Here is a 24,283-nt window from a genome sequence, read left to right on the forward strand (position 1 = left end):
GAGGAATAGATTCTCATGAGTTCTCAGAAGCGTAAGCAGGTCATCCTGGGTGCCTACCTCGGCGGCGTCAACCATCACACTGCGTGGTGGGATCCGCAGGCGGGCAGCCAGATAGAGTTCGATTCTTTCGAGCACACCGCTCGAACCGCCGAGCGTGGGAAGTTCGACTTCTTCTTCCTCGCCGAAGGCCTCGCCCTTCGTGAGCGTGCGGGACAGATTTTCGACCAAGACATCATCGGTAGGCCGGACACCTTCACGGTCCTTGCATCGTTGGCGGCGGTAACCGAACACCTCGGATTGGCCGGCACTATCAATGCCACGTTCAACGAGCCGTACGAACTGGCCCGCCAATTCGCGACGCTCGATCAGTTGTCCGGAGGGCGTGCCGCCTGGAACGTCGTCACCTCGTTCGACGCATTCACCGGCCAGAACTTTCGCCGCGGCGGATACCTCGACCGCGCGCAACGATACGAGCGTGCGGAGGAGACCGTAGCGCTGGTGCGTGAACTGTGGGATTCGTGGCGAAGCGACGACATCGTGGCAGACAAGGCATCAGGGCGCTTTCTCGCGCGACCGGATGCCGGTGAATTCGCTTTCCACGGATCACATTTCGATGTGAACGGCCGATTCACGGTGCCGCGTAGCCCGCAAGGGCGCCCGGTTATTCTGCAGGCCGGGGTGTCGCCGCAGGGGCGCGATTTTGCTGCCGGCAATGCCGACGCGATCTTCTCACCGTACGGTCAGTTGCCCGAGGCGGCCGATTTCTATCGCGATATCAAAGCACGTGCCGTTGCGGCCGGACGTGACCCGGGTGACATCAAGATCCTGCCGTCGGCGAGTTTTGTTCTCGGCACCTCGGAGGCAGATGCGATCGAGAAATACCGAGAGATTCGCGACCAGCAGGTCACCGGCCAGACCGCTTTGGTTCTGCTCGAACAGATCTGGAATCTCGATCTGTCGAAGTACGACCCCGAAGGACCACTACCCGACATCGCTCCGGATCCCGAAGCTCCGCCGATCATCCAGGGCCGCGCCTTCATTCACCAAGATCGTTTCGCGACCGTCGCAAAACTTCGCGCGGTAGCCGAGAGCAAGAAGTTGAATCTGCGCGAAGTGGTGATCGATCAGTTCGAGCGTGGACCGATCGTCGGTACACCGCAGCAGGTTGCCGAGAAAATAGATTCGTTTGTCAGCAACGACGGTTCGGATGGGTTCATCCTCGGATCGCACCTTGTGCCGACCGGCCTCGACGAGTTCGTCGACGACGTGGTGCCGCTGCTGCAGGATCGAGGTGTCCTCCGCAGTGACTACGAAGGAACGACGTTGCGTGAAAATCTCGGACTGCCCATCCCGGTGCAGCGGGAGCGCGCGACAGCACGCTGATCGACCGAAGTAGCAAGGGCCCAGCCGAAATCGGCTGGGCCCTTGTTTCGTCTAGGCTTCCCAGGGCGCCGGGATGGGGTAATAGCTCTCCAGAAACTCCGTGATCTTGCGTGTGCGAAGTTCCAGATCGATCTCCGGAGCGCTGCCGTCGTTGAGGCAGAAGAAGTCCATGGAGCGCTTGGCGAGCAGTGAGTCCATGTCGCGCAAACCGGCCTTGACCGTCGTGTCGACGTATTTGACGGCTGCGGACTTCTGCACCACCGACCGTCCACTCATGAGCGTGTAGTAGTGGTAGAGCGAATTGGTCACCGAGATATTGGAACTCGCGCGGAAGGTGCTTGCTGCAGTGGCCGCGAAGTCTTCGGCGAACTCGCGTTCCATCTCGGCCATCACGCTCTTGCGTAGTGGCGTCGCTGCGTGCTCCAGATGCCTGGTGGTCATCAGACCGAAGCGGTCCTGGAGTAGCCGGCGGTTGACTCGAGCCGCATTCTCGAACCCGCTGCGGTCGTTGTCGTTGTGTCCCAATCCGATTCTGGTGTCGGCCTCGATGAACATGCTGATCCCACCGGGGGAGAAGAACATGTCCGGGCCAACGGGGCGACCGAAGAACATGTCGTCATTGGAGTAGAGGAAATGCTCTGCCAGACCCGGAATATGGTGCAGCTGGCACTCGACAGCTTGAGAATTATGGGTAGGCAACACACTTGGATCGGCGAAGAATTTTTCGCTGGGCATGAACGTGACTCGCGGATCGTCGGCAAGCCAGTCCGGACGATCGGAATCGGTTGCGACGAAGATCCGCCGGATCCACGGCGCGTACATGTGGATGGATCGAAGCGCGTATTTGAGCTCGTCGATCTGACGGAAGCGCGCTTCTGATTCGTCGCCCTCTCCGACGATGTAGTTCTGCATGCGCTTGGCGCGCTGAGCCTGAAACTCCTTGGAAGAGCCGTCGACCCAGGAAAAGACCAGATCGATATCGAAGCTGATATCGGAGGCATGATCGGCGAACATGTTCTCGATAGTCGGCCAGATCCGGCCGAATCGCTCGACGGTTCCTCGGACAGCTTCTTCGGGGAGGACGGTTCGTCGTGTCAGTGAGTTCTCGACGGGTAGGACGATTTCTTCGTCGGAAATCGACCACAATTCGATTTGAACGCCGATGTTCGCGCCGTAGTTCATGCCGCTTGCGACGTGAACCCGCGGACGGAACAAGCGGAAGATCCGTGACTTGTTGGTTTTCGACAGGGCACCGTCCGCGACAAGGAGCGCTGGGCTCTTCTTCGCGTCGACGGTTTTGGAATAGAAGGGTGCGTTTGCGCATCCCTCGACAAGTGCCTGCCGCAGGTTTTTGCGCTCGGTCCAGCTCACCGCGATCACGGGGCGCTCGTCGTTTCCGCGGACGAGTAGATACTCGATTCCTGCGGCGTCGAGGATGTCGCGGATGAAGAGGAGATCTTCGACCATCGCTTCGAGCGGCGTGGTGGTCGTGATCGCGAGGGCAAAACGATTCTTGAATCGGACGGTCTCGGGTAGCTCGCCCATCCGTGCGCGTGACGCGGCCGACGCCGGTTCCACGGGATTGGGGCTGTCCTGCTCCGGGGGTACGAAGTAGATGTCGTGCGGAGCGGGAGATTCTGTAATGGGATGCCTTCCGATTCTGATCCAGCTGTGTATCTGTCGCCCCCGACGCTGCGAGAGCGTGGTGGCGACGAACTCAGTCTATGCCGTCGGCGCCGAAAGTCGGACATGAGTGACGGCGATGGGTAACGCGGGGCGAGTCGGGTACCCCGAGGACCGAAGCGAGAGTGAAGGAGGAGAACCGATGCGTGTGAAAGCGATGGTCGGAACGGGCGCGATGGCGGTTGCGCTGGCCGCCGGCCCAGTTGCGACAGCGTCTGCGGAGCGAACCGAGGCAGCGGGGTCGGAGGGTTCACCGGAGATGCTGACCTGCGAGGTGGTCTTCGATGCACTCGAGGACATGAGCCCGGAATGGACGGAAGAGGGGATCGATCAGGTCGAAGACTGGTGTGAGGCGATCACCGGCGAAGAAGACTGAGCGTCAGCCGCGCGAGATCACTCGTCGCGACAGTCGCCACCGCCCGTCTTCGAGTTCGAACTCGTCGGCGTAACTCCCGACGCCACTGAGCTTGGGAATTGTGGTCGTGTCGACGTAGAACGTCCAGACCGCATCCACGCGGGCTGTAGTTTCCGACGTCACGTCCACGGCGATCGCTGTGGTGACGTGACGTGTGCATGTGCCCGGGCCTTGAATGCCGGCGGCTCGACGCTCGGCTACTCCAGCAGCAATTTCTTCGCGGCCTCGCCGCACCTGTGCGGGGATACCGCGATCGGGATTGGCGGGCATGTTCCATTCGGCCTTGCGGGTGAACTGCTCGACGTAGTCCTCGACAGAGCCGGTGTCAGCCAGATGGGCGATCCGAGCGAGCGTTGAACGAATCTGTTCGGCAGGGCCCTCGGGTTGCATGCTGTCCTCCGTAGACGTGGGTGCGGCAGATCGCACGCTACAGCTCATGACGACAACGACGACGGTCTCGTCCCAGTGAGCGGCAGTATTCTCCGGCGAGGGAGCGGCGAACTTTGAGATCACCTCGAGTTCAACCGTATTCGAGCCCGCAGCGTAAATGATTGAGTGTTCACATTAGGCAGCGCCATGACGACTGCCGCGCCCGTAGGCTTGACCGACTCACAGGAGATCGCCATGTCCGTCACCGAACTCGAACGTGTCACCCAGACCCCGGAGCAGATCTACGCTGCCGGCGGAATCACTGTCCACAAGGTCGGTGAACTGATCGGCGCCCGTATCGACGGTGTGCACCTCTCCGGGGACTTGTCCGAAGAGACCGCCTACGCGATCAACTATGCGCTGGCAGCGCACAAGGTTGTGTTCTTCCGTGGGCAGCAGCATCTCGACGACACGTCGCAGTACGAATTCGCCGGAACCCTCGGCACCCAGACCACCCCGCACCCGACGGTGAAGTCAAGGGGCGACAAGCTGTTGGTGCTCGACCGTGCCGCCAACAGTTGGCACACGGACGTGACGTTTGTCGACCGCATCCCGAAAGCCTCGATTCTGCGAGCGACGACCATTCCCGAGTACGGCGGAGCGACGACGTGGGCGTCGACTACCGCTGCGTACGACCAACTGCCGGCTTCGCTCAAGGTCTTGGTCGAGAATTTGCGGGCCGTTCACACCAATGCCTACGACTATGCCGAGGTTGTCGATCAGGCGAACCCGGTAGACGCGCAGCGCCAGGCCTACTACGCCGAATTCACCCGTGAGATCTACGAGACCGAACACCCGGTGGTGCGTATCCATCCGGCGACGGGGGAGAAGACCCTCCTGCTCGGTCACTTCTTCAAGGAGTTCGTCGGGCTCAAGCCGTCGGAGTCGGTCGCTCTTTACCAGATCCTGCAGGCACGAATCATCAAGTTGGAAAACACTGTTCGATGGAACTGGTCGGCCGGCGACCTGGCGATCTGGGACAACCAGGCGACTCAGCATTACGGTATCGCCGACTACGGGACTCAGGCCCGCAGTGTGCACCGTGTGACATTGGCCGGCGACGTCCCCGTCGACGTCCACGGCGAGCAGAGTCGAATCCTCCAGGGTGACGCCGCGGAGTATTCGGTCATCGCGGACATCGATCGGCTTCCCGGCTTCGCCGCGAACTGATCAGTCGTGCTGCGGGTGATCCGGCGGGAACATCTGTCCCCATGAGTGACTGCACGCTCGGCACGTCCATTCCGGGGTGTCCGGCCCCACGACGCAGCCCGTTCCGGCGAGCCACGGTAGGTGATCAAACGGATGGACCGGCATCCCCGGGGCACACTGAGCGGTTCTGTGTGCACCGCACTGCGGGCACAGTGGATTCTTCGACAGCATGTAGTCGATGAAGTTGGTGTGCCCGGACGTGGCCATCCTTCCGCTGCATTTGCGGCACAGCACGGCTGGGTAGTCGTCCCCAGGTTCGGCCTGCCTGAAGATCCGTGATGCGGAATGAAAGTGAAGGCGATCGCCGCTGTTGAACTTTCGCAACGGCATCGGTGAGCCGCAACCTGTGCAGTTTCCTCGCTCGCGCATCAAAGTTCGGGCGTGGGCAGCCGTGGACGTCGGATCCAGGGTGTCGATGTCGCCGAAGTAGTGCGCATAGTGTGACTGGCCGGCCGTGAGAATCCGGTCGGCCAGTGCGTCGTCGACCGGCCCAGGATCCGTGGGAAAGGTGATGGACCATCGTTGTTCGAGTTCTGGAACGGTGGGCAAACCGTGGAGTTCGTACGGGCGTTCATCGACTTCCATCCACGACGTGCCGTCGAACGGCGCAGCCACGGTCTCGACGCAGAGCACCGTGCGAGGAGTGGTGTCGAGAACCGTGACCAGCAGGTCACCGGTCGCCATCTTTCCGCGCATGATCCAGGGATCGACACGGGCTCGGGGTTCGAGAAACGCGACCACGGCATCAATCCAGGGCGTGCCGAGTGCGATGAATACGTGCTGACCGGGCCTCCGCGTCTTCATCGAACGATTCTCGCAAGGGCTGCCGACAACGTCAGGCTTTGACCACCTTGCGCCCGAGCAGCGATGCAACCAGTCCGTCGACGAAGGTCGCCTGACGGCCGAGAGGATCGGAATTCGCTGCCGCAACGCTGCCGATCGAGATCGATCTCGTCAGGCCGGTCTCGCTGATGAATTCGGCGGCGAGGTGGGCCTCTCGGAACGTGAGGCCGCCCAGATGTGTCGTGTCGTCGACTCCGAGAACGCGTCCGTCGATGATGTCCATGTCGAAGTGGACGTGGACGCCGTTCACACCCTGTCCCGCCGCGGCGAGAACGCGAGGCATCAAGGCCGCCATGCCATGGCGATCGATCTCGTCGATCGTCACCAGCAATACCTCGTACTCGTCGAGTGCGCGCTTGTGATCGACCGTGGCGTTCTTGACGCCCACCAAGACGGTGTTCTCCAAACTGGGGCCGTGCAGATCCGCTGCCGACGACAGCAGTTGTTCGATATCGCCGTGGGAGGCGAAAATGATTGCACCCAAATCGGTTCCGGGTTCGGTGGCGATCGGAATTCTGGTGTTCTGCCAGGCCTCGGTAGTGAGCCACAGCGGCAACGTCGTGAGATCCGCGGCGGCGTTCTCGGCTTGAATGCAGCTGAAACCGATTCCGGACATGTCTTCGCGTAGACCGTGATCGAGGAGATGGCTTGCCAGCCCGCTAGTTTCGAGGTCGATCAATTCGACGGTCGCATTGGCATCGATCGGTTCGGTGCCCAGGACGTAGCGCTTTTCGACGTAGGGCGATGTCATCGCCATCAAGAGCGCGCCGTAATCGATCGTGAAGTCGACGGTGCCACCGAGTCGGTATTCGTCGCCTGTTTCTCCGGCGTCGACGAGGAGGTGATCGCTACTGGCGCTGATCACCTTCAGGCGCGGATCGATCGGGGTCAAGCCTTCCGGCGAGATGTCCTCGCGGCCGATGGACAAGATCAGGCGTCGGCTCGGCTTGTCCGCGTTGTCGAAGACGGGGCGTCGGCCGAATGCGTCTTCCCCTGAGACTCCATACGGCCGCGACGGCTTGACCTTGGCCTCGATGATGTCCGCGGTGAGAGTGAAGGCGTCGTTGTTCAGCAGTTCGTACAGTCCTGGGGGAGTCGGTGATTCGGCCAGAACGATGCTGGCGCCCAAACGCAGATGGTTGATCCCCTCGGGCATCGTTCCGGTCTCGAGGAGTGGCAGAGAGAACGTATTGCCGCCGGAAACGATCGGCAGTTCGATCGAGAACCGCTTCGTGATTTCGTCGGCTAGGTAGACCAGATTCGACAGGTTGTCGACGGTCGGCTGGATGCCGCCGACGCACGCGAGATTCGCGCCGATTCCGATCAGTCTGATGCCCTCGATGGGAAGGATTTCGGCGACTACATCCAACGCCTCCGCCGGCAGGATCCCTTCGCGGAGATCTCCGAGGTCGATCATCAGCACGATGTCGTGGACGACTCCTCGCGCCCGTGCTGCTCTGCCGAGAGCAACAATTGTCGTCAACTCGGAGTTGAGGCTGATGTCCGCGTATCGGATCGTGTCGTCGATCTCGTTCAACGACGGTGCACGGATCAGCATCAGGGGGACGGTGATGCCGTCGCGGCGAATGCGGGCCAGGTTGTCCAGGCGGGAGTCGGCGATCTGTGCGACGCCACCGCGGACCATTGCTCGCGCCACCTTGGGGGAGCCACACGTAGATTTGCTGACGCCGGCCACCGCAATACCCTTGGCATTGGACGCTTCGACGAGGACGCGCGCATTCTGTTCGATACGACGCAGGTCGACGGTGATGGTCGGTCCGGTCATGATCTCCCCGTTTTCTCCGATGGCGGTTCACGATCCGGGCATTCCAGACCGGACGGTTGGAGTGAGCTGGGCAACTTTGCTCCAACTGTTGTGTCGCAGGACACTTACGTGCAGTATGAGGATACAACAGTTTCCTACCAGGCACTCTAGAGGAGCGTCGATGGCTACTCTCGTCAAACACGTACTTCGGCGCAAGCCGGCTTTACAGATAGACCAGGAGACCGGCGCCGATGCCAACGGCGGCGAGCTGACCCGCAGTATCGGTTTGGCGCAGTTGTCCATGTTCGGCATCGGCGCCACGATCGGCACCGGTATCTTCTTCGTCCTCTCGCAGGCAGTCCCGGTCGCCGGTCCGGCAGTGATCATCTCCTTCGTTGTGGCCGGTGTCGTCGCGGGACTCACAGCGATTTGTTACGCGGAGTTGGCCGGAGCTGTCCCGGCGTCGGGCTCGTCGTATTCCTACGCTTACGCGACGCTCGGAGAGCTTCCGGCCATGGCCGTCGGCGCGTGCCTGCTTCTCGAGTACGGAGTCTCGGCCGCGGCGGTGTCCGTCGGATGGTCGCAATACTTGAACCAGCTGCTTGGCAACCTCTTCGGGTTCCAGATTCCCGACGCGTTGTCACAAGCGCCGGAGCAGGGCGGCATCATCAATCTGCCCGCAGTGATCCTGGTGTGCCTGTGCGGTGTTCTGCTCATCCGCGGCGCCAGTGAATCGGCCAAGGCCAACGCCATCATGGTCTCGATCAAACTTGCAATTCTGTTGCTTTTCATCGTGGTCGGCATCGCCGGATGGAACAGCAATCACTTCGCCGACTTCGCACCGTTCGGATTCAGCGGCGTCATGTCCGCCGCCGGAATCATCTTCTTCTCGTACATCGGCCTCGACGCCGTGTCCACCGCCGGCGAAGAAGTGAAGAACCCTCGTCGCAATCTCCCTCTCGCGATCCTCATTGCACTCGTGTCCGTCACCGCGATCTACATCGCCGTTGTCGCCGTCGCGATCGGTGCGCAGAATTCCGCATCGTTCGAAGGTCAGGAAGCCGGACTGTCCGCCATCCTCGAACAAGTGACCGGATCTACCTGGCCGGGAACGCTTCTGGCCGCTGGTGCGGTGATCTCGATCTGCAGCGTCACGCTCGTGGTCATCTACGGTCAGACCCGTATTTTGTTCGCGATGTCACGCGACGGCATGATTCCGTCGATCTTCCACAAGGTGAACCCGCGGACTCTGACGCCGGTGCCCAACACCATCATCGTCTGTGTCGTCATCAGCGTTCTGGCCGGTTTCATTCCGATCAACTTTCTCGCCGAAATGACCAGCATCGGAACCCTGGTGGCCTTCCTCGTGGTGTCGGTCGGGGTCATTATCCTGCGGCGCAGTGACCCGGACCTGCCGCGCAGCTTCAAAGTTCCTGGCTATCCGGTGACACCGATCCTCTCGATCCTGGGCTGCCTGTGGATCATCAAGGACCTCCGAACCGTGACGATCTACGTGTTCCTCGTCTGGGTGACCGTCGCGATCATCTGGTACTTCGCCTACGGTATGAAGCACTCGCGCCTCGGTGCGAAGAACCGCACCGAGTTGGGATCGGAGTCCGAGTCATGACGCTGCTCGCGGGATACGCACCCGACGGTGACAGTTCCGGAACCGTCCATCTGGCAACGCTGTTGGCGCGCTCGTCCGGTGAACCGTTGGTGATCTGCGCGGTGATTCCCTCGCCGCCACCGCCCGGAATGGCGCGTGTCGACGCCGAATACCACCAGCAATTGCGAGCCGAAGCCGAAGCGGCGCTGGCGAAAGCGCGGGCCGACATGCCCTCGGACGTCGACGTGACCTATGTCGTGCATGAGGCTCAGTCGACGTCGAGTGGCCTGCTCGATCTCGTTCACGAGCACGAAGCCAAGATGATCATCCTGGATTCGTCGACGGCCGGGGTGTTCGGTCACGTGGCTCTCGGCAGTGTCACCTCCCGCTTGCTGCACAGCTCCGACGTTCCGGTCGCGCTGGCGCCGAGGGGATTTCGAACCAAGCCCGGTGAGGTGGTTCGCCGCGTTACCGCCGCCTACTCGGGCACACCCGATCAGGACGATCTGGTGCTCGCCGCCGCGACTGTGGCTGCGCGTGTCGATGCCGGACTCAGATTGGCGGCGTTTGCAGTTCGTGCAAACGCGCAGTACACGACCACACTCGGGACCGAGGGGGATTCACCGGTCATCTCCGAGTGGGCCGAGGTAGTCGAGCGCGAGACCAACGCTGCCTTCGAGCGTGTGCGTGCACTGCCCGAAATTCCTGACGTCATGGAATCGGTTATCAGCCATGGTCGTAACTGGGCCGAGGCGCTCGAGGGCGTCGAGTGGGATCGAGGTGACGTTCTGACGGTCGGCTCGAGCAAGGCAGGTCCACTGGCGCGGGTGTTCCTCGGCAGTCGCGCAGCGAAGATCGTGCGGTACTCACCGGTTCCGGTGGTAGTGGTGCCGCGATCGGCGTCGACCCGAATAGTCGATCAGGCCGAAGCGGAATAGAGATCAGGGCCGACGAGCGGAGTGCTTGTCGGCCCTGATCTTTCAGATCGAGCGGGAGAAGAGCGCGGGCTCGGAGCCGGGAACCTGAGAGACCTGCTCTCGGGCAACCAGATGGCGCAGGTGAGCTGCACCCTCGGACAGCGCCATCGTCTTTCCCATCGGGGAGATCTCGGCCCACGGCTTGTACCACTTCATCTTTGCCGCGACGTCCCACACGGTGAGCTTGTCGTCGGCGAACTCCTGGAGCAGGTGATCGAGTCGCTCCTGGTGATGCTCGATCAGCTCGCCGGCGCGGCCACCGACGTCGTCGATCGGAATGCCGTGAGCGCCGAGACCGCGGGTGATGTTCATGTTCTGCACGCGTGCGAGCGAGTGGAGGAAGTCGGCGAGGGCGTCTCGCTCGTCGAGTGGGTACACGAAATTGCCGACGTGTGGTGTGGTCTTCTGCAGGACGTGGTCGCCGGTAAACATGACGTCGGCGTCGTCGAGGTAGAAGCAGACGTGACCAGGCGTGTGGCCGGGGGTGTAGACAACGCGGAGGCCGCGCCCGGTCAGCGCGATGATCTCGTCGTCCGCGAGAAGGCGGTCGGGAGCGGACTCGGGGCCCACCGGAGACTCACCCGCGGCAGTCAACCGGAAGGCATCGCGGTCGGCTGCGGGTGCTCCAGCGCGTTCCATGTTCTCGAGCTGATATGCCATCCACTCGTCGTCGCGTGCAGTCGACATCTGATCGAACAGGTAGTGGTCGTCCTCGTGCATCGCGATCCAGGCGCCGGATGCCTCGCGGACCCGTCCGCACAGTCCGGTGTGGTCCGGATGGAAGTGCGTGACCACGACGCCCTCGATGTCGGTCACCGAATGCCCGATCTCGGCGAGCCCCGCGTTGAGGCCCTGCCAGCCATTGTCGTCACCCCAGCCAGCGTCGACCAAGATCAGTCCGCCGGGGGATTCCATGGCGTAGACGAGCGTGTGCCCGAGCGGGTTGTCCGTGATCGGGACAGGAATCTGGAATATGCCATCACCGATGGCCGCCGCACCGTTCATAACAAGTACCTCTTAACGATAAGGGAACGCACTCTTAGTACTTCATGTTTACCGTGCGCTCGTTTGGTTGGTGACACAGGTCCTGCCTGGCGGGAGTTCGGCATGTTTTCGGTCGACTTCGGATCGGTGAGAGTTTTATCGACTGAATGGTCTCATTGATTCGAAAGATCTTGCTGAATAGAGTGTTTCGCGAGTTCGTTGCGTTGGGGTCGTCGTCGGTTGGCGGATCCGTCGAGCAACCGCGCACTAGCCTCCGAGGGACAGGCGCGCTGTGCGGTTATCGAGAAAGACGGGTCATGCGTTTTCAGGTTCTGGACATCATTTTCAACCCACCCCATCCAGTGACCGGCGAGGAAGTTGCCCCGTCCGATCGGCTCAACCGCGTCGTCGAACTGGCGGTTCTCGCCGAAGAGTTGGGTATCGATTCGTTCTCGGTGGGTGAGCGCCATGCCGGGCCGGTTCTTTCGTCGGCGCCAACCGTCGTTTTGGGGGCGATTGCGCAGGCCACGGACAGAATCCTGCTCTCGACGGGTGTCACCGTCCTGTCGCTACTCGACCCGATTCGAGTCGCCGAAGATTTCGGAACCATCGATCAGCTGAGCCGGGGACGCCTCGAGATTGTGATCGGCAAGGGCAACGAGGTCCTTCAATACCCGCTCCTCGGCCTGGATATCGCCAAGCAGTACGAATACCTCACCGAGAACTACGAACTCCTCAAACTGCTGATCAGCGAGGAAAACGTCAAGTGGGTGGGAACTCACCGACCATCGCTCGATGACGCGACGACGCTACCGCGTCCCTACGACGGACCGTTCCGTATCTGGCATGGATCGGCTACCTCGTTCGAGGCCGTCGAACTGGCGGCGAAGTGGGGCGACCCCATCGTCACCGCGAACGCCTTCCAGCCTCGTGAGAACTACAAAGTGCTGATCGACCACTACCGCGAGCAGTACCTGGCGTACGGGCACGACCCGTCCAAGGCGTACGTCGGATCGGGTTCGGGCGGATTGTTCCTCGCCGACACGACCGAACAGGCGATCGAAGAGTTCCGTCCGATCTACGAAGGCGCCGTTGCGCAGGCCGACAAGCGTAAGCACGATCCAAAAGCGGTCGGAAAGTCGACGAGCTTCCGGACCATCGAGGAAGCCGTCGACCGCGGGCCGGCGTTGGTCGGGTCTTCGGAGCGGGTCGCCGAGAAGATCATCGATTACCACCAGAGCTACGGCCACGATTTCCAATCGGTGTCGGTCAATCACGTGCTCGACTTCGAGCAGCAGAAGGACACGCTGCGCCGATTTGCGGAGGAGGTTATCCCGCTGGTGAAGGCAGAACTGTCGACGACGCTGTGGACCTCGGCCGACAAAGATCGGGCGAAGGGTTTCACCGCCGTCGATTGAGCGGAGAAGCCTGACTGTCGGGTAAGCAGGTCCGGCGCTGCGACCGCTCACGAGCTGCAGTAACTTGTTACCGACATCGCGGTCGGTTTTGACCGCAATGAAGGTATCCGTGAGTGGGAGTAGTGCGTTGACGTTGGGTGTGAACTCGCTTCCCGCGAACGAGCTGAGTCAGACGCTGTGGGTCGATCTGTTTCCTTGGCTGGACGACTACGTATCCGATCGCGCTGCGCTGCTGGAGCCGCTGGCACCGTCGCCTGATTGGTGGTTCAGCGAAGCGCCGTCGTTCACTGTTCTCGAGGTCGATCTCGAGAAGGTTCTCTCCGAGCTGGCGTCCCTCTACATCGCCCACCACGCGGCAGCGGTATTAAGAGAGAGCTTTCCGCTCCTTGGTGAAGATCTCCCGCTGGAGGCGTTGAGTCTGGATACTCGCGCAGTGACTGCACTGTCTCGGCTCACCACCGACAAAGCAATCGGCGGACTGCTGATGCACACGACCGCCGAGATCTTCGGCGTGCGCGGAACGAGCGAACAGACGGTGCACGACATAGTGCTCAACCTGTTGGTCTGTGCGGTCATGACGACTCCGCTCGCCCGCGTCGAGGCCGCCGAGGAAGCAGTCGCCCCACCCGCGATCACCGCGCTGCTCGATGATCTCGCTCAGCTCGCAATGTGGCGCCGGGTCCGCGGCCAGGACAGCAGACCGCTCGTCACCGTCGAGATCGACGACGAATCTCCAGCCTCGATTCAGGAAGTTGCCGCCCGGATTTCGGCTCTGACGCCGAACGACTTGCCCGACACCGACCGTACCGACGCGATGGACGAGATCGACAATCTCTTCTCCCAGTTGGACGAGCGGGAGTCGTTGGTCTTGCGTGAGCGGATCGTGGCGCGAGTGCCGCAGCGCAGGGGAGCGATCGGAGCCAAGCTCGGTGTGGGCTCCGGGCGAGTCGGGCAGATCGAGGCCGACGTGAAAGCCAAACTCAACGCGGCGTGCGGATTCGGGACGGCCGTGGGGAACCTGCTTGCCAGCCTGCGCGTCGAGATTCAGCCGGTCGCTTCGCTTGATCGGCTTCTCGACGTGCATCCGACCATCGCGGCGGAGGTGCCTGGTTACGGAGTTCCGCTGTGGTTGGTTCTGGATCGCCTCGACGACTACTTCGAGGTGACTGACGGTTGGGCGGCCGCTCCGGGGGTCGCGGCGGCCAAGAAGCGCACCCAGACTTTGCTCGAGGACTTCGAATCGCCCAACGGTGTAGTTGCGCTCGACGACGTCGCCGAATTGGTGACGATGTCTCGCGTCGAACTGGAGAAGTGGCTTGCGTGGTGCGGCGTTGTCGTAGTGGCGGATTCTGCGTTGACGCGTGCGCGCCGGATCTCCGATCTGGCAGTCGGCGCGCTCGAAGCCGTCGGATCGCCGAAGTCCGTCGGCGAGCTGGTGGAGTTGCTGAAGTCCGATCGCAGTGATCGGTCGATCGAGCGCGCGCTCGAGGCCGACGATCGCGTTGCACTCGACGGCGGGGTGTGGCGGCTGCACGCCTGGGGAAGTGCGGATTCCGTTGGGGAGGAATCGGTTTCTTCGAGAGAGGCTGAAAAAACCAGCGAGTTCAACGTCGGTGGTGACGGGATAGTCCGGCGTAAGCGGACACGTAACACTGCGAAGACGCCAGAGTTGACTCGCCGCCTGTATCGGTCAGGTAGTACGTGGCGGTATCGACTGACCGTGACCGCTGATCATCTGCGGGGCTCCGGGTTTGCTGTACCCGCCGGTGTTGCGGTCGCTGCCGGCTGTGCGCGCGGCGAGACCATCGAGTTGGAGAGCCACCTTGGGTTTCAAGCAGTTCGGTGGACCGGAGCACAGCCGACGTTCGGCACTATCCGCCGATTCCTGCGTGAACTCTCCGCTGTCGAGGGCGAAGACGTGTTGCTCGAGCTGTGGCAAGACGGAACCTTCCGCGTGGTTCGACCGGCGATCGTCCACTCTGACATCGACCCACTACGTCAGGCACTCGCAGAGGTTGGCAATCGAGAGCCATTGCGAACTGCCGAAAGACATGTGGTGCGGATCCTTGCCGAAGCCGTGTGCCTGGACGGAGAAGACCGTCCACGAAAAATCCTGCGCGCGTACGAAGATCGTGGTGAGGACGTGATTCTGGACTTCTTGGAGGCGGCATGGAGGCGCGGCGAAGCATCCGAAATCGACGAGGCAGAGGGTAAGGATGCATCTCATGACTGACGTCGCGGACACCCGCATAGTGGGCACCAAGATTTTTGCGGCGGACGAGTCCCTTGCCGGTGCCATTGGCTTGCACCACACCATCGCGACAGCGCTCGCCGATCTGATCGACAACAGCCTCGACGCCTCGGCCTCCCACGTGCTGATCAGGTTCGTTCAGGACGGCACACGGATCGTGTCGATGATGGTGATCGACAACGGTTCCGGCATGGACAGTGACACCATTGATTCCGCGATGACCTACGGCCGCCGACGCGACTATGCCGCCGAGGACCTGGGTCATTTCGGTGTAGGGATGAAGGCGGCGTCGTTGAGTCAGGCTCGGTTGCTCCGAGTGTGGTCTCGAAAGTCCGGGCACCCGACGCAGGGCCGCGAGATCGACTCGGCCTCAGTGCAGGGGCGTCAGTCAGTTTCGGTGATCGAGGACAGGCAAGCCGAAGAATTCTTCGACGCAGTCACGCCCCGCTTTCCCTTCGACACCGGAACTGTTGTCGAATGGCGCGGCATCACAACATTTCTCATGTCCGCGCACGCGGACGAGCAGACCAGCTGGCTCGAACAGACCATCAACGACGTGCGCAGTCACCTCGGCGTCGTATTTCACCGTCTCATCGAATCGGGCCGGATCGCTCTGACTGTCGATGTCTTCGACGTCGAAGCGGGACGCGCTGGCGCGCTGCGCAAGGTCAGTGCCATCGACCCGTTCCGGTATCCGCGCACCGGCGACCCCAACTACCCTCGGACACTTACCGTGTCGATCGCCGGTGCCACAGTAACCGCCGAAGCTCACTTGTGGCCCGCCCGGAGCAATGCACCGGAATTTCGCATCCACGGCGCCCCCGGCCGCGACCAGCAGGGGCTCTACTTCTATCGGCACGATCGACTCCTGCAGATCGGCGGCTGGAACGCGATAGTGCGGGGCCGACCGGACTACGGATTGGCACGAATTGCTGTCGACCTGAACGATTCTCTGCTGCAGCACATCACTATCAATCCCGAGAAATCGGGGGTGACGCTCGACGCTACTGCGTCGGCTGCCGTCGACGGGGCAACCTTCGGCGAGGGCGACGGTGGATTCCGCTCGTATTTGACCGACGCCGAGCGGGTAGTGCGCGCGGCTCGTAGTTCTGCTCCACGGCCGATCAGCGTTATCGAACCGGCATCCGGCTTTCCGGAAGACGTGCTCGATTCCTTCAGCGACGCCTTCGAATTCAGCGTTGGTGATGATCCAGTCGCCGTGGGTTGGCGAGCCTTGGCGCGTGATCAGTTCTTCGAAGTCGACCTCAAAACTCGAACTCTGTGGATCAACGCGCGTTTTCGGCGTGATCTGCACGGACGTCGCAGTCTCGACCCGGCTGATGCTCCGGTTCTCAAGACTCTTGTCTTCCTGTTGGTGAGTGAGATGTTCGAAGGAACGAGAATCGGCGCTCGTCAGAGGGAAAAGATGCAAGCGTGGCAGGAAGTGTTGATTTCCGCAGTGGCAGCGCACCGGGAGCAGGTAGGGCAGTGAGTGATGAAGTATTCCGTGCAGTTGCACGTGAACTCGGTGACGGGTTTCCGCCCGAGAACGTGCTGTACCCGGTCAACGCGCGCCTGCGAGCGAGCTATCCGGACGGCCTGACCATCGCGGACATCATCGATGTGTTCCTCGACGACAGTGCTGTCGGTGTACGAACGGCGCTCACCTCGCGTCTCCGGCAGTGGGATGCGGAAAGTGTTGAGACGTGGGTGGGCTCGACTGTTCCGCAGAGCCCGGAACGGCGAGCTCGGATCTACGACTTGTTGGGATTGCCGGTCGACGCCCACGCCGAGATGGATGCGCACTTCCCTCGCGAAGGTGGGCCCGTTGTCATTGCGGCTCAGCAGCCGTGGGACCCCTGGTACACCTCCGAACGCCGGCGCGAGCACGACTTCTATTGGCGCGCTTACAAGCGAGTTCTAGCCGACAAGAACTGGGACGAGGCGACAATCGGAAAGCTGGACATTGCAACGACTGAAGTTGTGCACCGGCTTGCGGATCCGACGCGGCCCGAGCCGTATCAGTCCAAAGGTTTGGTGGTCGGCTACGTCCAGAGCGGGAAGACGGCGAATTTCAGTGGCGTAGTGGCCAAGGCGATCGACGCTGGGTACCGCTTGGTCATCGTTCTGACCGGCACTATCGAGATTCTCCGGAGCCAGACTCAGCGACGCCTCGACATGGAATTGGTCGGTCGTCAAAACATCAGTGCCGGTGTGGACGACGACTACGCCAACGACGAGGACTGGCGAAACGGGAACTTTCTCGAACACGAAATCGATCCGAACAAGACGAATGAAATCCCGGCTATCCGCCGGCTCACCACCTCGACCTTTGACTACAAGAGCCTGCTCGCGGGCCTAAGCGCACTGCACTTCGAAACAGTGGATCACTCTCTTCCTCTGAATGATCCGAAGAATCTGTACCCGAGCAATATTCGTATCGCGGTCGTGAAGAAGAACGTCTCCAGCCTCAAGAAGCTGGTGGCCGATCTGAAGAAAGTCCCGACCGAACTCGATCAGATCCCTGCCCTGATCATCGACGACGAAGCCGATCAGGCATCGGTGAACACGATCGATCCGAAGAAGATAAAAACCGAGCAGATCGAGCGGACGGCGATCAACGGCCAGATCGCCGAGATCCTCGGTCTACTCAAGCGTGCCCAGTACATCGGTTACACCGCAACACCTTTTGCCAATGTGTTTGTCGATCCGGAAGACAGCGTCAACGTCTTTCCTTCGGACTTCATCGTCAGTCTCGAGCGGCCTGGCCCGTACATGGGTGGTGCGGACTTCCACGATCTCGACGACGTCGAAGACGACGACAAGACTCCGGCCAATTCGAACGAGAAAGCGTACGTACGGGATCTCCGGGCCGAGTGCGACGAGGATCGTTCTGCCGAACAATTGCGGGCTCTCGACTCGTTTGTCCTGACCGGGGCGATCAAGCTTTTCCGGGAATCGAAGGGCGCCAAGCCGTATCGGCACCACACGATGTTGGTGCACGAATCGGTGAAGCAGGCAGAGCACGAGGCGGTGGCCAACGATTTCAAGGCCTTGTGGAAGTCGGCGGGGTACAGCCAGGCAAAGAGTCTCTCCAGGCTGGAAAAGCTCTGGGCCGAGGACTTTGCAGTGGTGAGTGCGGCACGGGGCAGTGAACTGCCGAACCCTGAGTCTTTTGTCGAGTTGGAGGAGTTCATCGGCGCCGCCTACGACAGGATTTCGGAGGGAACCAGCCCTGTCATCGTGGTCAACGGGGCAGCCGAGAAGGACTACAAACAGGATTCCCTCGACTTCCAAGAACGGGGAGTGTGGAAGATCCTTGTCGGCGGAACGAAGCTGAGTCGCGGCTTCACAGTCGAGGGCCTGACCATCACGTATTACACGCGTCGAACGGGCCAAGCTGACACGTTGATGCAGATGGGACGCTGGTTCGGATTCCGCCCCGGGTACCGAGACCTGGTGCGCCTGTTCATCGGCCGCACGGTTGGCGGACCCGCCGGCGCGGACTACGACATGTACAAGGCGTTCGAGGCGATCGTTCGGGACGAGCAGGAGTTCCGGAACGAGCTCACCAGGTTCAGCGGCGTGAACGAGAAGGGCGAACCGTGGGTCACTCCACGCGATGTGCCGCCGATGGTGTTTCAGCAGCTGCCGTGGCTCAGGCCAACGGCTCGAAACAAGATGTTCAACGCCGATCTGGTTTATCGAGGCATGGGCGGTGAAAGTTTCAGCTTCACGATGCAGCCCCCGCGAGGCGACGGTTCGATCAACGCTCGGCACTTCGACGCGGTTGCACCATTATTGAAGTCGTTGGGCGAAACAGGGTCCTTCAATTTTGTTGACAAGGATGATGTTTCGCGATCGTTCTCTGCGCGATACGGCATCGTCCCGGCCCATGTGGTGCTGGCCGCCGTCGACCAGTTCGAGTGGGCGAACGGGTGGGATTTCGGTCCCCACCGCGAAGCGCTTTCGACCGCAATCGAATCCGGATTGCTCGAGGATTTTGCCGTTCTGCTGCCGTATCCCAAGACCCGGGAGCCGATCGAGATCAAGGGTTGGCACGAGAAACTTCCGATCGTCAATCGCAAGCGTCAGGAACGCGAGTACCGAACAGGTTTCACCGGTACGGCAGTTCGTGAGCGCGATGCGATCGAGCACATTGCGGGCAGCCCGAAGAAGAACGGTGGACCGCTTGCGGGTGCTCTTCATCGGAAGACTCGCGGTGCATTGATTCTGGTATTTGCGAACGATCCGGCTCCTCGTCAGTTGAAACGGGCACAGGCTGGTCCCGTGGACTCGCGCGATTTTGCGACGTTGTTCTCGTACGCGCTTCCGCACGCGGCGGAGCCGTTGGGGCGAATCGGTTTTCGGGTGAAGCAGTCAGGGACAGGGGCGATCGTCGATGCGAACTAGGTGTGTTGTGGTGGGAGACAGGAATGGGTTCTGATGGCTAAGACGATTGCGACGATCAACCTCAAGGGCGGCGTCGGTAAGACGACGATCACCGCGGGGTTGGCCGAGTTCATGTCGCTCGAATTCGGTCAGCGCGTGTTGCTGATCGACCTCGATGCGCAGATCAATCTCACGACGATGATGATCAGCGAGGATCACTGGCTCGAACTCAACAAGCAAGGGCTTACCAGCGCAACCATTTTCCGTGACGCTGTCGATGGCACGTCGAACTTCGATCTCGAAGCCTCGATTCAGCGCGGAGTCTCGCCGGTCAAGCGAGTGACGGGTGTGGATCTGCTTCCCTCATCTCTCGATTTGATCGAGCTGCAGGAGGAGATCAGTGCCCTTCGGGTTGCTGATCGGAACTCCACCAAGCCGGTTGAATTGTTGAGGGATGCCGTCGCACCGGTGATGCCGTACTACGACTACGTCCTGATCGATTGCCCGCCGAATCTCGGGCCGATCACACTCAACGGATTGGCCATGGCTGACGGCTATGTGATCCCCACGATCCCGGATGTGCTCTCCACGTACGGCATTCCGCAGATCCAGACGCACATCGCGAAGTTCGGCAAGGAACTTGGTCGGGAACTCTTCGAACTTGGTCTGGTGATCACCAAGTACAAGTCCAACTCGGCGGTGCACCGTACGACTGTGCGAAATCTTCGACGCGATCCCAACGTCCCACACGTATTGCCGGAGTATCTTGCGGAGTCGAATCAGATTGCCGCGTCGGCGGAGTTTCACCCGTACAGCACTTTGAAAGTGAAGTACGGCAACGCAGGTCAGTTCGATCAGATGCGTGCGATCACGCAGAACATTCTCACGGAAGCGCAGGCGAAGCTATGAGTGCGGGTATCGATGAGGCGCGTCGTCGCGTGCAGGTGCAGGAGACCGGTGCCGCGCTCTTGAAGTTGGGTGCAACTAATGCCTCGGCCTCGGTGTTGCTGGCCAAGCTGGTTCAGGTCGTCGCGGAGGAAGCTGCCCGTACCCCGCGCTTCGCGAAGGCAATCGAAAACGCTTTTGCAGTTCCTGCCGATGGAGCAGTCGCCGCAGTACCTGCTCCTGCGCCGGCGCCGCGTCGTCGTGCTGCGGCTCCGAAGGTGAAGCGGGAGCCCGGTGCTTTCGATCCGTTCGAGGTCTTCAAAGCCGATGGGGAAGCGGTGCTCTTGGAGCGTCTTTCAGCCCTCGATGCCGACGGGATCAAGGACATCATCGCGGAGCAGGAGATCGACACGCACAAGGAGACGGGCCGCAAACGCAAGGTTGATGTGCTTGCTGTGTGGACCGTCGAGCGAGTGAAGGCACTGACTTCGAAGGGGAGTGCGTTCCGGTAGGGGCCTTCGGCCCCTGTGCGCCTTTTTGGTAGTGGGCGCCACCAGAAAGGCGCACAGGTTCGTCGGCCTCCTTCATCGGCGGATGGCGATTCTGCACGGGTGGCTTCGACTGATTTCGCGTGGTGCCGGCTACTGTGTGAACTTGCGGGTTGGACACCTACCAGGAAGGCGCAAAAGTGGCACCTTCAGCGATTTCTGAGTTTATTGATCCATCGCCCGCCGCGCTGGCAGCGCAATGGAAATCGGTGCTCGTTCGCCAGGAGGTTCCGAAGGGAATCCGGCAGGTGCCGTTTGTTCCGAGCGAGGTGGTGTTGTCCCTCTGTGCATCTTTGTTGATCGACCATCGCCGGTTCGGCAGCTCTTCCGCACACCGTGCGGGAACGCCGGTCGAGCAATTTTCGAGTTTGTTTAAGCGTCGGCCCACCAGTTTTATCGCAAAGATGGCGAACCTGGACGGAACGCGTAGTCATGGCGGGCGTCATGAGGTCGAGATCGCTTCGTTGATGCTCTCGGATAGTGAGTTGATGCAGGACGTCTATCTGCGAATCCTGCGGTCGGCGCGTTCCCACGGAATTGGCGAACGTGCGTTGCCAGACTTCCTTGGATTGGAAAGTGGCGAAACGCTGTGGCTAGCGGGACAGGAGGAGTTGGTCCAAAGTGAGATCGAGAGATCCTTGGAGCAGTCGCTCGAAAAGTGGTCTCGCGAACGCGACGATATCCCCATCGCGATCACTCAGCGGTTGTTGACCTCCAGAGTTCGGATCGGCCAGCATCGGTTCGCCGCTGGAGTACTCAGCAATCACGAGCACCGCTGCGTGTTCTGCGGCCTCAGCGCGAACATCGCTGGCCGACGCCGGCCGCGCCTACTGACTGCAAGTCATATCAAGCCCTGGCGGGACAGCACTGACAAAGAGCGACTCGATTATCGCAACGGTTTCACCGCTTGCCCGACGCATGACATTGCCTTCGATACAGGGCTCATCACCGTCGATGAGGACTTGAACCTCCACTATGCGCCCGGCGTCGAGAGCGATATGGAGATCGAAGGTCCCCTTCGCGCGGCACTCGGAAAGCCGCCGTTGAGAGACCGATTGATCTTGCCGGACAAGGCGGAGCGTCCAGACGTTGTCTATCTGGACTGGCACCGCACGCAGATCTATGTCGCTTCGTGACAAACGCCAGCGGGCGTTCTGCGGAACTGATCGAAGGGGGCCAGTCTATTTGACTTGGCTAATACCAAGATCGCCGTCGGCGGCGTCTGCATCGCTGCACGCGCAGTCACAATCGTCGCCGCAACCGCCGGGATTGCAGTCTCCGGCGTAGCTGTCGTCATCGGCGTCGCAATCGAGGTCTCCGCCGAAGGACTCTGCAAAATCGTCGTCGAGTTCGTGAGTGAAGTCGTGAACCTCGTCGATCAGGTTCAGCAGATGCTGCGGGGCGAAGGGGTCCGCGTCGAGCATCGTGGAGACCAGTAGGTGGTCGCCGCTGAAAGCGAAGCGCAGGCGCGGCCATTCCTGCGCGAGTTCGATCAACCGGGTTGCGGCATGCGAGGGATTGCCGAGGCCCGTCAGGACCGAGGACCAGACGTTGATCTGAGGGCCGTCATCCGCAACTGTCACGTAGACGACAAACCCGTGAACCGGCACGACGATGTCGCCGTCGTCATCGGTGGCAGGCTCACTGCCCAGTAGTTCGGCGAGGGTCTGGACGCACAGGCGAACCAACTCGTCGCGCTCGTCCGTCACCAAGGCAATTGCGCCGTTGATGTGGAGGGGCTGGTCGGCGGTCGTGTCTTGGTCGCTCATGGATCCTCATGTTCTGTGCCAGTCCGAGCAGGCGCTGGGCACTGTTTTCGTGCGGTAGCTGTCAGGTCTACGGTAATCGGCGCACACTATTGTCCGCGCAGTGGATGATTAAGATGCCTGGGCAGGTCCGCGCTGATCAGGACTTAACAGCCGACCAGCGACGTCATGTGTGTCTCGACAAATCGGACAGCCTTGTGGCAGTGAGTATCTCGGCCGTCGGTAGGTAGATCTAGCCTCCATGCATGACGGGTCAGAGAGTTCGGCGAGCTTCACATCTGCGTTTGGTAGCTGCATATCAAGCGGCGCAGAGCCAGATGAAGGTCCTTACGCCGAGGCAGATGCGGAATCAGCGTCGACGGCCGGAGGTGGCGAACTTTGTCATGCGGATCGAACTCGATTGCATCACGCCGCCTATTTGGAGACGGTTTTTGGTTCCGTCGAATATCGAACTGGACCAACTTCATTCGATTGTGCAGGCGGTGATGGGGTGGGGAGATCAACACGCTCATCAGTGGGTGAGTGTCCATCATTCAACGGACAATGGCCCAGATCGATATATCGCGCCAGAGGTGATCGAGCGCGACGGATACCAGGAAGACGAGTTTGGTGAGGACGAAGTCCGGATCGACGAGGCAGTAACCGCGGTCGGGGAGTACGTCCGTTATGAGTACAACGCCCGCGCAAGGTGGAGTCACACGTTGGTTCTCGAGCAGATTGTCGAAGACCAGCCGATTTCTGAGCCATCCTGTCTCGACGGCGAGAGAGCGTGCCCGCCGGAGGATTCTGGCGGTCCGATCGGGTATCGCGAGTTCCTGAACGTGCAGGCGAGTACCGGACCGTTCGATCCCGAACGTTTTGTTCCCGCAGAGTCCAATGCAGCAGTCACCATTGCAGTGGCACTGCATAAGTCACCACCTGTGGGAAGCTCGGTGTTCGAGAAGTTCTTGCGCCGCCTATCGGTTCATTCCGCGCCGAAATTGTTTGCCGCAGTTGCCAAATCGGAGCTTCGTGGCGGATATGACAACTATTTCGAGGTGATGCGTGAGGGAGCAACCCGCCAACTGCTGTGGCTGCTGAACTCCGCGCGAGGTGGTGGGATTGTTTTGACGGCGTCCGGGGCACTTCCTTCGGACCATGTTGCGGCCGCCCGAGACGAACTCGATTGGGGCAGCGACTGGATCGGTGTCACGGCAGGAAGTGACTCGCAATTAGCAGTACTCGTTGAAGTCGCAAAGACACTGAGATTTGTCCGGAAACTCCGAGGCACATTGCTTCTGACTCGACTCGGCGCGTCAGTGCTTGCATATGAAGGCGAGCTGTGGCGTCACATTGTGTCGGCCATGCCGTTGGGAAAGGGTGAGTTGGCGCAGGAAGCCGGCCGAATTCTGTTCCTTACGTTGGCTGCCGGCTTGTCGGAGTCCGAACGTAGTGAAGTGATGATCGAAGGCCTCACGGCATTGGGTTGGTCGACAACAGACGGAACACGACTCGGGGACGACGATTGGACGTGGATGGTGCGAGACACTCTCGTGTACTTGCGAATGATCGGGGCGATTGTCTCCAATCCGCTGGACCAGCATGTTTCCGCCGATCCCGAGTGGGGCCGACGGTTTGCCAGGATGGTCCTGTCGATGTAGCTGAGCGATCGAATCGAGCATCGATTTCAATCGATGCGGAGTTGTTATATGCGCTGGAAGCGCACGATTTTTCTGCGGCGGAATCATGA

Annotated in this window: 19 protein-coding genes; 13 read left to right on the top strand and 6 right to left on the bottom strand. The window is 60.9% G+C overall.

What is annotated here, in order from left to right; translation table 11 throughout:
• Positions 1 to 15: 15 nt before the first annotated feature.
• Positions 16 to 1,383 carry an NtaA/DmoA family FMN-dependent monooxygenase gene (locus ACFQ6Y_RS28670; RefSeq protein WP_264613078.1) on the top strand — a complete coding sequence of 456 codons (1,368 nt, stop codon included), beginning with the start codon at positions 16 to 18 and terminating at the stop codon, positions 1,381 to 1,383.
• 51 nt (positions 1,384 to 1,434) lie between these two features.
• Here ACFQ6Y_RS28670 and ACFQ6Y_RS28675 read toward each other — a convergent pair whose 3' ends face one another.
• The gene (locus ACFQ6Y_RS28675) at positions 1,435 to 2,928 is read right to left on the bottom strand and encodes a stealth family protein (protein WP_020970156.1); all 1,494 of its coding nucleotides are present in this window, start codon (positions 2,926 to 2,928) and stop codon (positions 1,435 to 1,437) included.
• Positions 2,929 to 3,208: 280 nt separating this feature from the next.
• Here ACFQ6Y_RS28675 and ACFQ6Y_RS28680 point away from each other — a divergent pair, with 280 nt between their 5' ends.
• Positions 3,209 to 3,442, top strand: coding sequence for a hypothetical protein (locus tag ACFQ6Y_RS28680; protein ID WP_007729258.1), 234 nt, complete (start codon positions 3,209 to 3,211; stop codon positions 3,440 to 3,442).
• A gap of 3 nt (positions 3,443 to 3,445) precedes the next feature.
• Here the strand turns inward: ACFQ6Y_RS28680 and ACFQ6Y_RS28685 are convergent, their stop codons facing one another.
• On the bottom strand, positions 3,446 to 3,871 hold the full coding sequence (locus tag ACFQ6Y_RS28685; protein ID WP_378539362.1) for a nuclear transport factor 2 family protein: 426 nt from the start codon (positions 3,869 to 3,871) through the stop codon (positions 3,446 to 3,448).
• Positions 3,872 to 4,105: 234 nt separating this feature from the next.
• Between ACFQ6Y_RS28685 and ACFQ6Y_RS28690 the strand changes: the two genes are divergently transcribed.
• A complete protein-coding gene (locus tag ACFQ6Y_RS28690) occupies positions 4,106 to 5,080 on the top strand; it encodes a TauD/TfdA dioxygenase family protein (RefSeq protein ID WP_378539452.1) in 975 nt (324 codons plus the stop codon).
• Here the strand turns inward: ACFQ6Y_RS28690 and ACFQ6Y_RS28695 are convergent, their stop codons facing one another.
• Both ACFQ6Y_RS28695 and ACFQ6Y_RS28700 read right to left on the bottom strand, forming a co-directional pair.
• Positions 5,081 to 5,923, bottom strand: coding sequence for a hypothetical protein (locus ACFQ6Y_RS28695; RefSeq protein ID WP_378539364.1), 843 nt, complete (start codon positions 5,921 to 5,923; stop codon positions 5,081 to 5,083). It abuts the gene before it with no gap.
• A gap of 31 nt (positions 5,924 to 5,954) precedes the next feature.
• A complete protein-coding gene (locus tag ACFQ6Y_RS28700) occupies positions 5,955 to 7,748 on the bottom strand; it encodes an alanine racemase (protein WP_378640074.1) in 1,794 nt (597 codons plus the stop codon).
• Positions 7,749 to 7,908: 160 nt separating this feature from the next.
• On the opposite strand from ACFQ6Y_RS28700, the gene ACFQ6Y_RS28705 reads away from it, so the two are divergent.
• Complete coding sequence (locus tag ACFQ6Y_RS28705) at positions 7,909 to 9,354, top strand: amino acid permease (protein WP_378539367.1); 1,446 nt, start codon at positions 7,909 to 7,911, stop codon at positions 9,352 to 9,354.
• On the top strand, positions 9,351 to 10,271 hold the full coding sequence (locus ACFQ6Y_RS28710; RefSeq protein WP_378539369.1) for a universal stress protein: 921 nt from the start codon (positions 9,351 to 9,353) through the stop codon (positions 10,269 to 10,271). Before ACFQ6Y_RS28705 ends, ACFQ6Y_RS28710 begins: the two co-directional genes overlap by 4 nt.
• 42 nt (positions 10,272 to 10,313) lie before the next feature.
• On the opposite strand, the gene ACFQ6Y_RS28715 is transcribed toward ACFQ6Y_RS28710, so the two are convergent.
• Positions 10,314 to 11,315, bottom strand: coding sequence for an MBL fold metallo-hydrolase (locus ACFQ6Y_RS28715; RefSeq protein ID WP_378539370.1), 1,002 nt, complete (start codon positions 11,313 to 11,315; stop codon positions 10,314 to 10,316).
• 296 nt (positions 11,316 to 11,611) lie between these two features.
• On the opposite strand from ACFQ6Y_RS28715, the gene ACFQ6Y_RS28720 reads away from it, so the two are divergent.
• The 7 genes from ACFQ6Y_RS28720 (at position 11,612) to ACFQ6Y_RS28750 (ending at position 21,924) form a co-directional block, all read left to right on the top strand.
• On the top strand, positions 11,612 to 12,712 hold the full coding sequence (locus ACFQ6Y_RS28720; protein ID WP_378640076.1) for an LLM class flavin-dependent oxidoreductase: 1,101 nt from the start codon (positions 11,612 to 11,614) through the stop codon (positions 12,710 to 12,712).
• A 109-nt stretch (positions 12,713 to 12,821) separates the two neighbouring features.
• The gene (locus tag ACFQ6Y_RS28725; RefSeq protein WP_378640078.1) at positions 12,822 to 14,945 is read left to right on the top strand and encodes a hypothetical protein; all 2,124 of its coding nucleotides are present in this window, start codon (positions 12,822 to 12,824) and stop codon (positions 14,943 to 14,945) included.
• Positions 14,938 to 16,455, top strand: a complete 1,518-nt coding sequence (locus ACFQ6Y_RS28730) for an ATP-binding protein (protein ID WP_378640080.1) — start codon at positions 14,938 to 14,940, stop codon at positions 16,453 to 16,455. Before ACFQ6Y_RS28725 ends, ACFQ6Y_RS28730 begins: the two co-directional genes overlap by 8 nt.
• Entirely contained in the window at positions 16,452 to 19,376 is a 2,925-nt protein-coding gene (locus ACFQ6Y_RS28735) for a Z1 domain-containing protein (RefSeq protein ID WP_378640082.1), read from the top strand. The genes ACFQ6Y_RS28730 and ACFQ6Y_RS28735 overlap by 4 nt, the downstream gene beginning before the upstream one ends.
• A gap of 33 nt (positions 19,377 to 19,409) precedes the next feature.
• Positions 19,410 to 20,264 carry a ParA family protein gene (locus ACFQ6Y_RS28740; RefSeq protein ID WP_003940667.1) on the top strand — a complete coding sequence of 285 codons (855 nt, stop codon included), beginning with the start codon at positions 19,410 to 19,412 and terminating at the stop codon, positions 20,262 to 20,264.
• Complete coding sequence (locus ACFQ6Y_RS28745; RefSeq protein WP_378640085.1) at positions 20,261 to 20,752, top strand: hypothetical protein; 492 nt, start codon at positions 20,261 to 20,263, stop codon at positions 20,750 to 20,752. Before ACFQ6Y_RS28740 ends, ACFQ6Y_RS28745 begins: the two co-directional genes overlap by 4 nt.
• 149 nt (positions 20,753 to 20,901) lie before the next feature.
• Positions 20,902 to 21,924, top strand: coding sequence for an HNH endonuclease (locus ACFQ6Y_RS28750; protein ID WP_378640088.1), 1,023 nt, complete (start codon positions 20,902 to 20,904; stop codon positions 21,922 to 21,924).
• A 45-nt stretch (positions 21,925 to 21,969) separates the two neighbouring features.
• Here ACFQ6Y_RS28750 and ACFQ6Y_RS28755 read toward each other — a convergent pair whose 3' ends face one another.
• On the bottom strand, positions 21,970 to 22,557 hold the full coding sequence (locus tag ACFQ6Y_RS28755; RefSeq protein WP_378640091.1) for a hypothetical protein: 588 nt from the start codon (positions 22,555 to 22,557) through the stop codon (positions 21,970 to 21,972).
• A gap of 380 nt (positions 22,558 to 22,937) precedes the next feature.
• Here ACFQ6Y_RS28755 and ACFQ6Y_RS28760 point away from each other — a divergent pair, with 380 nt between their 5' ends.
• Positions 22,938 to 24,194, top strand: a complete 1,257-nt coding sequence (locus tag ACFQ6Y_RS28760) for a plasmid pRiA4b ORF-3 family protein (protein ID WP_378640230.1) — start codon at positions 22,938 to 22,940, stop codon at positions 24,192 to 24,194.
• The last annotated feature ends 89 nt before the right edge of the window (positions 24,195 to 24,283 follow it).

Source organism: Rhodococcus sp. NPDC056516 (genome assembly GCF_042794655.1).
In the GTDB taxonomy this organism is placed as follows: domain Bacteria; phylum Actinomycetota; class Actinomycetes; order Mycobacteriales; family Mycobacteriaceae; genus Rhodococcus_F.